The following is a 12,646-nucleotide window of genomic DNA, read 5'->3' as shown; positions in this document are numbered from 1 at the left end:
CATTGATAGGACGGAGGCCTGCCGGTCACACAGCCGGCGGCCTTAATAAGCCAGTTATATAGGCTGAACTCCAGATTAAACCTTTTATATCATCCTGCACCTAATACAACATTTCCGTCATGCTGTTGCAGAACGTACAACATTTATGACTACTGTGCTTCCTATATAGATGCTTATCAGCAGGTCCGTACCTTTCCCAATCGGTTCAAAGGAGATATATCCATGCGAAAACTATTGATTGTCTTTTTAATAGCGTTAACGGGTATTGCCGGTGCCTGCTCGCAGGAGAAGCCTGCCAGGGAAGAGCGTCTTGTATGGGTCGAGGGCGGTACCTTTGTAGACACAAAATCCAATTATTACGGAACAGATGTGACCCTCCCGGATTTTTATATCAGTAAATATGAGGTGACTCAACAAGAATGGCTGGAGGTGATGGGGAATAACCCCTCCCAGTTTCAAGGGGATAATCTGCCCGTAGAGAGTGTAACCTGGTATGATGCTGTGGAGTACTGCAATCAACGGAGTATGAAAGAGGGCCTGAAGCCCTATTACAATATAGACAAGAACACTGTTGATCCGAATAATACAAGCGACAGAGATTTTATGAAATGGACCGTAACGGTCAATGCAGGAGTGAACGGCTACCGTTTGCCGACTGAAGCGGAGTGGGAATATGCAGCAGGCGGAGGACAGATGAGCAAGAGCAGCAGCTATAGCGGAAGCAGCAAGGCTGATGAGGTAGCCTGGTATTGGAGGAATTCCGGGGATCAATTCTTAAACGGGGATTGGAACTGGCCGGCGATCGAGAATAATCATAGCCAAACGAAAATTAGCGGCCTCAAGAAACCCAATGAGCTGGGGCTTTACGACATGTCAGGTAACGTAAGGGAATGGTGCTGGAACTGGTACGAAGGCCCGGACAGCAACAGCGGCTCCCTCAGACTGGTGAAGGGCGGCGGGTGGATCGGCGGCGTTAACAATACAGAGGTATCATTTCGGGGCAAGTTTGAGGGGAGCAGCAGGGGAAATGACCAGGGTTTTCGTGTGATCCGCAGTGAGTAAATAGCCAAACCTGCTTAAACTGTACATCAGATTTCAAATTGTACATATGAAGCTTACCCCAATTTCATTTATGATTGAAATGTACAAAAAAGGGAATTAGGGGGATTGCAATTGAATTTGGAAAGGGGCCATTTCACACAAAGTGTAGTTTTCCGGTTAATTGTCTCGTATGCGGTGATTCTGTGCATACCTGTCATTCTTAGTGTGATCATCTATGGTCAGACGAGAGAAATTGTGAAAAATGAGATTAAGCTGGCAAGCAGGGCGATGCTCCAGCAGGTAAGATATATTGTGGACGGGGAGCTGCGGCAGACAGAGAGCCTGGCCACACAGCTGGCCGTTCATTCCGAAGTGAAAGGCTTTCTGTCTTCATCCACAGCTGATAACGCTTACAAGGTATACGGGCTGAAGCAGGAGCTGGGCAAAATGTTATCTGCCAACAACTTCATTAAGGAGATTAACTTATATTCCAAACCGCTGCAGTCGGTGCTTTCCAGTGAGACCTATATAGAAGAACAATCTTTTTATGAGATGAAGCTTCAGACGGATACGTTCGCTTACGATGATTGGCAGCAGCTTATGGGCCAGCATCATTCGGGTGAATACGTGCTGCTTCCACTCAAGAATCTGGATAAAAAGGTTACGTATACCCCGTTCTATATCCGTTCGTTGCCGATTCAGGCGACTGCCGAACTAACAGGCGCACTCATCGTACCGCTTAATGTGGAGAAGATGATGACGATGCTCGCGAACATCGACTGGGTAGAGCGGGGCCGGGTATTTATTATGGACACGAACGGCCAGATTATGATTCAGAATGCTGGAGATACGCTGATCGAACCTTCGGCTTATCAGGAATGGAATGACCGCGGCACCGGCACCTTTACGAGCACCTTTCAGGGAGTTAAATCGATGATTACCATCGAGTCGTCCGATACGACAGGCTGGAAGTATATCAGCGTGTTTCCGACCGATGTCTTCTGGGAGCATATCGGGGGAATGCGGACGATGAACATGTACGGATTATTGCTGTGCTTTGCGGTTGGCAGTGCGGTTATCTATTATTTCGCCCGCAAAAACTATGATCCGATCAAAGAGCTGGTCAGCGTATTCACCCGCAATCCTGCGCAGGGCACCGGTGAATACCTGGATGAATATACGTTCATCCGCAGGAATGTTCTGGAGACGATCAGGGAACGGGATGATACGAACAATAAGCATGATCAACAGCTGCGCGTGCTGCAGAATTACTATTTAGGGAGGCTCCTGAAGGGTCAGGCAGACCGTAACGTCCCGTTCACGGAGCTGGCGAAGATGTATAAGCTGAATTGGACGACTGATAATTTCGCAGTGCTGCTGTTCTATATCGATAGCGATGACGATGGGATACAGGATCTCGCGTTATCCCAATTTATTGTATCCAATATTGTTGCCGACCTGGTCAGCAATCATTGGACGATCAATTTCACTGATATGGACGGCATGCTGGCGGCGGTCGTGAACGTAGCTCCGGAGCGTGCAGAGCACTGGAAGGATGATATCGAGGATGATCTGGCCCAAGCCTACGAATTCATTACTCTCCGGTACAAGCTCCGCTTCACCACAGTGGGCAGTGAGCTGCAGACAGGTCTGAACGGCGTGAATCTCGCGTTCCTTCAAGCCTTGGAAGCCCAGGAATACCGCAGCGTGCTCGGAGATGAGATGCTGATCTGGTACGGAAGCATCAAGCCAAGCGCCGGCAGTTATTTCTTCACGGTGAATGACCAGATGATGCTGATCAACTTCCTGAAGGCCGATGAATTTGATAAGGCCAACGAGATGATTAATAGTATCTTACAGCAAGCGTTCCAAAGAGAGAGGTCGCATGAAATCTCGAAATGCATCCTGCTTGATGTAGCGGCTACGATGATTAAAGCCATTCCTGATCAAGAGCAGGCCAGCATCGCCTGGGATGAATGGCGGCCGCTCAAGCGGCTGCTGTCCTGCACCACGAAGCCCGAATTCGAGAAGGAGCTGCTCGATATCTTTGAGCGGGTATGCACGGTGCTCCGCAGTAAGCCTAATCTGCAGACGAGTGCCGGTATCGGCGAGAAGGTTACAGCGTTCGTGCAGGAGAACTACAGCGATAAGAACCTGAGTGTGTCACAGATCGGCGATCATTTCGGATTGACGCCGCAGTATGTATCCCGGTTGTTCCGCGAACAGACAGGGCAGGTCGGACTGCGTGATTATATCAGCCAGAGCCGGGTAGAAGCAGCCAAGGTTCTGCTGCTCGAAGGGGCAAGCATCGACGATACCGCCGAGAAGGTTGGATTCGCCAGCAGCCATGCGTTTATCCGGGTATTTAAGAAGTATGAAGGGATTACGCCGGGGAAATACAAGGCGATCCAGTGAAACAGAATAGTGAAGCAGATGGACAGATGATCTCCGGTTGCCGGAGGTCATCTTTTTTGGTTTCCAGAGCGGAAATACGCGAAACCGTCTATCCGTTTCAAGATGTCAACCGCCATTTGCAGGTTAACGTACATCATTTCCGGTATTGAACATTGATGAGCCGCCGGGTTAGCAAGTACATTGATGGAGCAGAAAGCGATTACATCCGGACGGCCGCGAACCCGCCCGCAAGCGTCAGGCTGCCGTCCCTGCTAGACGAATTATTCATGAGGAAGTGATGATGACATGGCAGTTCCTGCTAAAGCCAAGACAGCAGGCATGATTCCACGCAAGAAGGCGGACAGAATTCCCTTATGGAAGCATGTTAAACAAGAATGGAAGCTATATTCGTTTCTGGTCATCCCGGTAATCTACTTCATTATTTTCAAGTACGCACCGATGCTGGGGAACATTATTGCTTTCCGGAAGTACAGAGGCGGGCCTAATATCCTGGGTACCGAATGGGTCGGGTTTACGTACTTCGAGATGTTTATGAAGGATCCGACATTTTGGCGGGCTTTTTTCAATGATCTTACCTTAAGTGTCAGTTATCTCCTGGTGAAATTCCCTGTTACTTTGTCATTTGCGCTCCTGCTTAACGAAATACGGAGGATCAAATGGAAGAAATTCGTCCAGACGGTATCCTATCTTCCGCATTTCATCTCCATGGTTATCGTCGCAGGGATGATTAAAGAGGTGGTTTCTTTAACGGGCCCCCTGAATAGCGTTCTGACATCCTTTGGACTGGAGAAAATCTCCTTCATCTCCCTGCCGCAGTGGTTTCCGGTGATCTATGTTGCCTCCGGCGTCTGGCAGAGCCTGGGCTGGGGAACGATTCTCTATCTGGCCGCGATGACCGGCATCGATCCATCGCTGTATGAGGCAGCGAAGATGGATGGCGCTAACCGCTTCAAGCTGGCCAAGCATGTGACCATTCCCGGCATTCTGCCGACGATTATGGTGCTCCTGATTCTGGATATCGGCAGTATTCTGGGTTCCAATTTCGAGAAAATCCTGCTGCTGTACAATCCGCTTACCTACGAAACCGCTGATGTTATCTCTACCTATGTGTACCGGATGGGGATCACCGGAGGGAACTTCAGCTATGCGACAGCGGTAGGCTTGTTCGAAGGGATTATTGGACTGATCCTGGTGACGATTGCCAATACCGTATCCAAAAGAACTACGAAATCAAGCCTGTGGTAGAAAGGAGCCGAACCCGTGAAGCGAACCTCAACCTTTAACTTATTTAACATTATGAACAGTATATTTATGATTCTGATTGTCATCTTCACCTTGTATCCATTTGTCTATCTCGTAGCCCAGTCCTTCAGTTCGGAAGCCGCTATCTATGCAGGCAAGGTGACCTTATTCCCGGTAGAATTCACGACCAAAACTTATGAGGTGATCTTGAGCAAGCCGGATTTCTTCCATTACTACTGGAACACCATTGTATATTCCGTTACAGGCACTTTAATCGCGGTGACCGCAACGGCAGTGATATCCTATCCGCTGTCCAAAGAGAAGCTGCGGCTCAACAAGTTTTTCATTCCATTCGTACTATTCACGATGTATTTCGGAGGCGGGCTCATCCCGAACTATATCCTGGTGGCCAAAACTTTAGAGATGCGGGATACGATCTGGGCGATTGTTATTCCGGGGGCGATCAGCGCCTTCAATGTCATCCTGATGAAGACGTTTTTTGCCAGCCTGCCTTATGAATTAGAAGAAGCGGGAAGAGTTGACGGTCTGGGGGTATTCGGGATTTTTACCAAAATCATTCTGCCCTTGTCAAAGCCGATTCTGGTAACCATTATGCTGTTCGTTATGGTCGGCATGTGGAATAACTGGTTCGGACCGTCACTCTATCTGCAGTCCAAGGAGAAATGGCCGGTCGCCTTGTATCTGAAGCAAATTATCGACAACGCGGTCAGTCCGACAGAAATCGGGGCATCCTCCGATCAGACGAGCCAGATTGCGGCAAGCATCAAATCGACAGCCATGGTGTTAACCTCACTGCCTATTATCTGCGTGTACCCTTTCGTGCAGAAGTATTTCGTACAGGGCATGATGATCGGCGCGGTCAAAGGATAAACGGTATAACCGGAGGGGGTTATGACCCTCTCTGTTATATATAGCTCTATACACAAAAAGGGAGGCAAACAATGAGATTCAGTAAACCACTTGCAATGGCATCGCTGGCGTTGATGTTGTCTATGACCGCTTGTTCATCCGGAAATAAAGAGGCTTCGGGCACCAGTAATTCCACAGCACCGAATGCTGCGGGTACGAATGCACCTGCAACAGCCGGGGCGGAAGATTATACCTTTGGCGCAGATCAGACCTTCCACTCGAACGAACCGGTAACCTACTCCATGATGTACAGCGACCATGAGAATTATCCATATAATAAAGACTGGCGGCTGTGGAGTGCGATCCAGGAGAAAACGAATGTAAACTTCGATCTGGCCATTACGGCAAGAACCGAATATGAGAACCAGAAATCCCTGCTCGTGAACAGCGGAGATGCACCTTATATTATTCCTAAGACTTATGATGAATCCGCTTTCGTGGCCACAGGCCAGATTGTACCTGTCAGTGACTGGGTGCAGTACATGCCGAACTATATGAAGGCCGTGAAGGATTGGGGAATGGAGGAGGACCTGAAGGCTAAGCTCAAGGAGGACGGCAAATATTACGTGCTTCCAGGCATGTGGGAGATTGCCGGCGGCGGTTATTCCTACATTATCCGCAAGGATGTGTTTGAGGCTGCAGGAGTGGATGTTGAAGGCCAGCAGGGCAACTGGACCTACGAAGACTTCTATGAAGCGATGAAGAAGGTCAAGGACTTCACAGGCAGCAATTATGTCATCTCTGACCAGTTCAAGGGAGATTCCGCACTGAACATTGCTGCGGTTCAATATGGCGTTACTGCCGGCTGGGGATTATCCAACGGTCTGGTCTTTGACCAGGATAAGCAGCAGTTTGTTTTTGCCGATGCCTCCGATGACTTCAAGGACTATCTGGGTTACTTCAACAAGTTGGTCAATGAAGGCATTATGGACCCTGAATCCTTCACTCAGGAAGATGATGCAGCACAAGCCAAGTTCTTCAAGGGCGACACCTACGTGATCAGCGGAATCTATCAGGTTATGGCCGATTTCAAGAGCAAGATGCAGGTTCCGGATAGCGAGCTCTACATGATCACCCAGCCGGGCGGCCCCAAAGGAAAACTGCAGGTCGAAACCTCCCGTCTGGAGAACGGAATCATGATCAGCCAGAATGCGCTGGATGATCTGGGCGAAGAAGAGTTCATTAAGATGCTCCGTTTCGTCGACTGGTTCTGGTACTCTAATGAGGGGCAGATGCTCAGCTTATGGGGCGTAGAAGGGGAGACGTATACCCTGGATGCAGACGGAAATGTAGTGCTGAATCCGGATATCTATTACAACGGAATCAATGAAGGTGCTGCTAAGCAGCTGAATGTGGATTATGGCTTCGCCGGCGGGATGTTCGCCTATGGCGGCTCTGAGAAGCTGAAGATGTCCAAGATGACCGATGGGGAGAAAGACTTCGTGAGCCGCGTCCAGTCGACACGGGATACCCGCAAGCTGGCACCGCCGATCATGGCTACTCCTGAAGAGAATGAGCAGATGAAGCTGATCTCGACGCCGCTGATGGATTACGTCAAGACCATGACGCTCAAGTTCGTGACCGGCCAGGAGAAGCTGGACAACTGGGACCAGTATACGGCTCAGGTTGAAGCCAACGGCAGCACGCGGTATACGGAGATGGCCAATGATATTTTTGCGAAGACAAAGAGTCTGTTAGGGTATTAATGATTAACCCGCTTAAGTAAATAGATTCAAGTACGGCAGATCCCCTTCAGGCAGACTTTCCGGTAGCAGCATCTTAGGATGCGGTGGCTGGAGAGGGCTTGGAGGGGATTTTTTGTACCATGAGTTGAGTTGCTGCTATCCAATCTAAGCTTCTGAACGATAAACATCGTGAAAGCCGGTGTGGGGGGGATTAACGTGGGGTTATCTGGTTCTATCTGTGACTGGATTTTGCAGGGGACATTTCCATCTGACTTAGATCAATAACCATGTTCCCGTTTTTTAGAATATCCAGTCCTATGAGACCGTTGATATAATTAATACCTTCATGGAAAATTCCAAAATCAATGGGGATATCCTTCATAATCAATTCACCGATTTGGATTTGATCAATAGTTTTCTGGAACGTGTATTCATCCCCGCCGATTCCAAAGCTACGGACAAGTTTATCTCCATTTTCAAATTTGATGCCTAGTTCAGAAACAATGTCAGATGACAGAAGAGAGTGAGCAGCACCTGTATCGATCACTAAATTGTCTATGGTTAAGAAACGGCCTTTATAGTTAATAGTCATCGATGTCTGAAGTAAGTCGTGCATGAACTCAATTTGCATCTTATCTACTCCTGTACAGAGGATGATTTCTAAGTTCGACAGTGATATTCTCTTGTCCGGTATGATAAACAATATTGTTATTCTTGCAGTTTAATAATAGCCGGGTGGCCTCATCGGGATCTTGGATGGCACGTACTAGAGCAACATCATCTATGAACTGAATATTATCTTGGGTATGAGAATCCAATATTTCGAGCAGCACATATTGATCGGGGTAAATGGAACGAACCTCTTGCCATTTCATCTTTACCACACCCTTGTAATTATTCTTGTTTCATATAATTATACCCTACTGTGATCGGGGAGTGAATCTGAAGGATAGGTAATATGAAATCCTGCACCAAATACAACATTTCCCTCAATAAACTGGCCGTAATCGACAATTGTTGTACAGAATGCAGCATTTCTCCTCCAACTGGCGGCTCAGCGGAGGGATTCTTGTATTTTATACAACAATTCTCCCAAACACCCGGGTATCTACGATTCGAAGTTGCATTACGTACAACATTAATATGTTTACCATGTGAAGCTGAGAAATTTACTTTTCTGCAGCGTCTTTTCGTGCTATCCAGCTTTATCCATGTATATTGGCGCACCTGAAATTCACCTTAACCCCATCTTCATCTGTTATTCAGGTTCGGTGGTTATACTACTTTTATTAATCAAGGCATGTGCGGATGGAGAACGGACGCTGCCGTAGAGGAGGCTTATCATTGGTAAAGGGAATCCAGCGAATATTGTATGTCATGCTCGCCTTCTTCATAGGGCTCTTTATTGCTTCCTCCTTCTTTATCAGGGCGAAGTATAACTATGCAATCTATGGTGATACAACAGTGCTGGAGAAACAAAATCTCTTGCTGTTTATCCTGCTGACCGCAGTCGTTCTGGGACTGAGCTACGTGCTGTACAGGCTCTGTCTGAAGCTTAATAAATACAGCAGGAAAATAGTCATCCCTGCGGTCCTGTTATTTTCTGGCGCCATCCAGCTCGTGATTATCTTCCTGTTCACCCGCATGCCTACGGACGATTCGCAAACGGTGCTGTCGCTGGCGTGGGATATGCTGTACAACAAGGATTATTCATCCTTCCAGCCGGGCGGATACCTGTATATGTTCCCGTTCAATTTCTCGATCGTTCTGTACCTGAAGACGCTGCTGTTCCTGTTCCCGGACAATTATCTGGTCATCAAAAGCTTCAATATCCTGTTCTCGCTGGTCACCACGCTAATGATCTATCTGCTGTACAAAGAGCTGAATGCCAAGTCCAGATCGAACGACTATGGTGTCCTGGTATTCGCCGCGACCTATATTCCGTCGTTGTTTATGAGCAACTTTATCTATAATGATGTGATTGCAACAGCTCTGCTGACCAGCGCTTTGTACTTTGCCGTTACATTCATCCGCAGAAGATCCATGAGGGATATCGTGTTTGCGGCCATCCTGCTGGCCATCGGCAACTATTTCCGGAGCACAGGCATGATCTTCCTGATTGCAGTAGTTATCTGCCTGCTGTTTAGCTTGCGTCACCTGGGGCTTAAAAAAGCCATCGCCTCCATAGGCATAACGCTGCTGGTATTTAACATTCCGGGCTGGACGCAGAACGCTGCGCTCCAGGCAACAGGTATCGTGGACGAATCCCCTTCCAGCAATGCTGCGCCGGTCTATATGTGGCTGAATATGGGGATCAATCTGGAGACGCTCGGCTTCTGGGATAACCGGGAGAGCTATAATATCTATCAGCAGGATGCCGGATACAATAAAGCGGAGAGCGTGGAGCTGTTCAAAGCGTCCATCAGCAATAAGCTCTGGGAGGCTACTCTAGGGGAGCTTGCCGGAATGTATTATAAAAAGCTCGTATGGACCTGGACCGAAGGGACGTATCAGGTTGAGCGGTACGGCATCGGGAATGATGGAACCTCTATAGGCGGAGGGGGACGAAACGGCTTTGTGATGGACCGCTATATCTATTCAACCTCTGCATCAGAGCTGCTTAAGGGAGCTTCGGATTACCGGATCGGAGGAATCTGGGTGCTCTATGTGCAGAATTTCCTGATGTATGGCTTCATTCTCTTCCGGCTGATCTGCGGGATACGGGCTAAGCGGTTTGCGGAAACCTCTTTGGTGCTGGTGATTCTGGGCTTCATCGGCTTCTATCTGCTCTGGGAGATCAAGGCCCGGTATATCTATCCGGTATATCCGCTGCTGATTGTCTTATCCTACATGGGCTTTAAAGATGTCTATGAACTTCTGACCACGAAAAGGGGGCTTGGACATGCGGCTAAAGATGCAGACTAAGAAATTTCGCATCACCTTACTCATTGCTGTGCTTAGCTGTTCGCTGGTGCTCACCTCTTGCGATGCAATTACTGCCCAGAAGATTTCAAGTGACGATTTCAACTCCAGATCAAACGGGTTCCCCGGCATGAACGGCGGCACGAATTTCAATGGCGGCGGCCGGGGAGGGGATCGGGGAGGCATGCGGAGAGGCGGCAGTCAGGGGACGGATGGAGGAGCGGGCAGCAGCCAGCAATGATCCGGGCCGGGGTAGTGGAGGTTATGCCAGCGCGGCGGGGAAGTGCTTTTTCCACTTTCTGATCTTTCCCCGGAAGGATTTGAACGGAGCGGCTGAATTGATATGAATCCAACGGGCCATGGGCCAGTTGTCCTTGGTTCCGGTCCATTTACGTGAGCCCTGGATGAACAGCTCCTCTTCCGTCAATGTGCTGACCCATTCCAGCCACTGCTGCTCTGATTGCCGGAATAAGCTGCGCAGTTCAGTCAGTGAATACTCAGAATATTTGTCGTAAAAGGACTGATATAATCCGCCCAGCTCATTCCATTTATAATCCTGAGCCGGCATGAGGAAGGCCTGTCCTTCCAGCTCGTTCTGATCCCAGCTCCTCACCAGCTCCAGCCATCCCAGCTGATAGGCGATGATCTCGGCGGGGGTTTTATCCACTTCAGGAATTCGCGTATCCTTGTACTTATCGTCAATACCGCCATACTCAGCGTCCAAGAGCAGGTAGAGGGTATGGATCGTTTCTAGCAGCTCCTGTTTGGACGAATATTCATAGCTTGCCATCGTGCTCACTCTCCTTTGATTAGGTTATACCATAGAGCTGTGACAGCAGTCTGTCCAGTTTAACCGGATTCAGCTCCTGTTCCAAATCCGCTGCACGCCGGTAAGTGTGTCTCCATTGAAGCTTAGCTTATAGATATCCGGCATATCCAGCTGCTTCCAGAAGCCGTAATCATAACGCTTATCCAGCGCATTCATGATTAAGACCATAATGTTACCGTGAGTCCCGATGACGGCGTTACTGCCTTGGTATTGCTGCAATACTTTGTGGAGTGCCTGAACTCCCCTGTCCTGGGCAATCAGGTTAGATTCTCCGCCTTCCCAGGCAAAAGAGGGATTCTCCCATACCTTCGCAATGGCCTGGCCGAAGTCACTGACGGGTCCGCCGGACAATAATCGTTCTCTGAAATCCTCTTCGATTACAGGTTCAAGGCCCAGGGGTCCGGCCAGTCCTTCAATGGTCTGTATTGCCCGTTTATAGGGACTGGAGATCAGGACATGAATATTCTCATGGATGAGCAGCTCCGTGGTCCTCTGTGCGTCTGCCTGTCCACGTTCAGATAAAGGTCTGTTTAATTCATCGGCAGAATAAGCCGAGTGCGCATGCCTTACGAAATACAGATTTGTAACCATTAATCATCGCCTCATCTGCTAATATTTGTAATGTATTGTAGCATGATTGGGGCGGGGAATTCAGTGATGAATGAGGAATATCGAGAACGGATCAGTAAGGTCATTGCCTACATAGAGGAACATAGCAGTCAGCCGCTTAAGCTCGATACGCTGGCGGAGATCTCCCATTTCTCCAAATATCATTTCAGCAGAATATTCACAGCTATAGTTGGCGTGACTCCCATGGCATTTGTGACCAGGAAGCGTATACAGCACTCACTGGTGCTGCTGACCGAAACGAATAAGACCATCCTGGAGGTCGCGGGTCAATGCGGTTTCGAATCGGTATCGGTCTTTAATGCCCATTTCAAACGGTATTATGGCTGTACACCGGGCAATATCAGGAACAGCAGCCGGAGAAATAGCAATTTCGCATCATCCCTCAGCAATATGCAGGCAGAATCAGCTTCCCTGGCAGATTACAATAGAGCAAGAAGTAATCCGCTGTTAAGGAGGGCTTGGGATAGTATGGTAGAAATCAGGCAGATCCCGGATGTTGAAGTTGCTTATATCAGGCATATTGGAAGTTACCTGGATACGTATACCGCATGGGACAAGCTAAGCCGCTGGGCAGACCAGCACGGTCTTCATGCAGGGAATCAGCAGTTTATCGGAATATCCTTGGATGACGGGGATCTCGTAGAGGAGACTGCGTGCCGGTATGATGCCTGCGTCACAGTTCCGGAAGGGTTTGAGCGGGAAGCACACCGGCCGCAGGTGGAATTCAAGACAGTATCCGGCGGCATGTATGCGGTGTATTCATACTACGATACGGTGGACAAATTGGTCCTCGCGTATGACAGCATGTTCAGTGTGTGGTTACCCCGCAGCGGATATGAAGCGGACGACAGGCCCTGCCTCGAATTCTGTCTGAATGATCCTATGAAGGATCAGGAAGGCAAGTGTAAGGTTGATTTATATATCCCCATTAAGCAGCGCGTATAAGTTTCGG

The 12,646-nt window shown here is 48.7% G+C and carries 12 protein-coding genes; 8 read left to right on the top strand and 4 right to left on the bottom strand.

Features of this window, described 5'->3' with window-relative positions; all coding sequences use genetic code 11:
- Nucleotides 1-222: 222 nt before the first annotated feature.
- From QW71_RS01890 to QW71_RS01870, 5 genes are all read left to right on the top strand, one after another.
- The gene (locus QW71_RS01890; RefSeq protein ID WP_039292460.1) at nucleotides 223-1,062 is read left to right on the top strand and encodes an SUMF1/EgtB/PvdO family nonheme iron enzyme; all 840 of its coding nucleotides are present in this window, start codon (nucleotides 223-225) and stop codon (nucleotides 1,060-1,062) included.
- A 111-nt stretch (nucleotides 1,063-1,173) separates the two neighbouring features.
- Nucleotides 1,174-3,456: a helix-turn-helix domain-containing protein gene (locus tag QW71_RS01885; protein WP_039292459.1), complete on the top strand. Its 2,283-nt coding sequence runs from the start codon at nucleotides 1,174-1,176 to the stop codon at nucleotides 3,454-3,456.
- Nucleotides 3,457-3,741: 285 nt separating this feature from the next.
- Complete coding sequence (locus tag QW71_RS01880) at nucleotides 3,742-4,701, top strand: ABC transporter permease subunit (RefSeq protein ID WP_083442369.1); 960 nt, start codon at nucleotides 3,742-3,744, stop codon at nucleotides 4,699-4,701.
- Nucleotides 4,702-4,716: 15 nt separating this feature from the next.
- The gene (locus QW71_RS01875; RefSeq protein WP_039292458.1) at nucleotides 4,717-5,589 is read left to right on the top strand and encodes a carbohydrate ABC transporter permease; all 873 of its coding nucleotides are present in this window, start codon (nucleotides 4,717-4,719) and stop codon (nucleotides 5,587-5,589) included.
- A 71-nt stretch (nucleotides 5,590-5,660) separates the two neighbouring features.
- Nucleotides 5,661-7,334, top strand: coding sequence for a sugar ABC transporter substrate-binding protein (locus QW71_RS01870; RefSeq protein WP_039292457.1), 1,674 nt, complete (start codon nucleotides 5,661-5,663; stop codon nucleotides 7,332-7,334).
- Nucleotides 7,335-7,545: 211 nt separating this feature from the next.
- On the opposite strand, the gene QW71_RS01865 is transcribed toward QW71_RS01870, so the two are convergent.
- Both QW71_RS01865 and QW71_RS01860 read right to left on the bottom strand, forming a co-directional pair.
- The gene (locus tag QW71_RS01865; RefSeq protein ID WP_039292456.1) at nucleotides 7,546-7,944 is read right to left on the bottom strand and encodes a retropepsin-like aspartic protease; all 399 of its coding nucleotides are present in this window, start codon (nucleotides 7,942-7,944) and stop codon (nucleotides 7,546-7,548) included.
- Between the two features lies 1 nt (nucleotide 7,945).
- On the bottom strand, nucleotides 7,946-8,188 hold the full coding sequence (locus QW71_RS01860) for a hypothetical protein (RefSeq protein WP_039292454.1): 243 nt from the start codon (nucleotides 8,186-8,188) through the stop codon (nucleotides 7,946-7,948).
- A gap of 469 nt (nucleotides 8,189-8,657) precedes the next feature.
- Between QW71_RS01860 and QW71_RS01855 the strand changes: the two genes are divergently transcribed.
- Nucleotides 8,658-10,238 carry a glycosyltransferase family 39 protein gene (locus QW71_RS01855; RefSeq protein ID WP_039292453.1) on the top strand — a complete coding sequence of 527 codons (1,581 nt, stop codon included), beginning with the start codon at nucleotides 8,658-8,660 and terminating at the stop codon, nucleotides 10,236-10,238.
- On the top strand, nucleotides 10,216-10,476 hold the full coding sequence (locus QW71_RS01850) for a hypothetical protein (RefSeq protein WP_039292450.1): 261 nt from the start codon (nucleotides 10,216-10,218) through the stop codon (nucleotides 10,474-10,476). Before QW71_RS01855 ends, QW71_RS01850 begins: the two co-directional genes overlap by 23 nt.
- A gap of 21 nt (nucleotides 10,477-10,497) precedes the next feature.
- On the opposite strand, the gene QW71_RS01845 is transcribed toward QW71_RS01850, so the two are convergent.
- Together QW71_RS01845 and QW71_RS01840 are read right to left on the bottom strand one after the other, a co-directional pair.
- On the bottom strand, nucleotides 10,498-11,025 hold the full coding sequence (locus tag QW71_RS01845) for a ClbS/DfsB family four-helix bundle protein (RefSeq protein ID WP_039292447.1): 528 nt from the start codon (nucleotides 11,023-11,025) through the stop codon (nucleotides 10,498-10,500).
- Nucleotides 11,026-11,094: 69 nt separating this feature from the next.
- On the bottom strand, nucleotides 11,095-11,655 hold the full coding sequence (locus QW71_RS01840) for a histidine phosphatase family protein (protein ID WP_039292446.1): 561 nt from the start codon (nucleotides 11,653-11,655) through the stop codon (nucleotides 11,095-11,097).
- 66 nt (nucleotides 11,656-11,721) lie between these two features.
- On the opposite strand from QW71_RS01840, the gene QW71_RS01835 reads away from it, so the two are divergent.
- On the top strand, nucleotides 11,722-12,639 hold the full coding sequence (locus QW71_RS01835; RefSeq protein ID WP_039292445.1) for a GyrI-like domain-containing protein: 918 nt from the start codon (nucleotides 11,722-11,724) through the stop codon (nucleotides 12,637-12,639).
- Nucleotides 12,640-12,646: the final 7 nt, after the last annotated feature.

The sequence above is a fragment of the Paenibacillus sp. IHB B 3415 genome (assembly GCF_000802655.2).
Taxonomy (GTDB): Bacteria; Bacillota; Bacilli; order Paenibacillales; family Paenibacillaceae; genus Paenibacillus_AQ; species Paenibacillus_AQ phytohabitans.
Note: the sequence above shows the minus strand (reverse complement) of the source record. Positions and strands in the feature narration are given on the sequence as shown.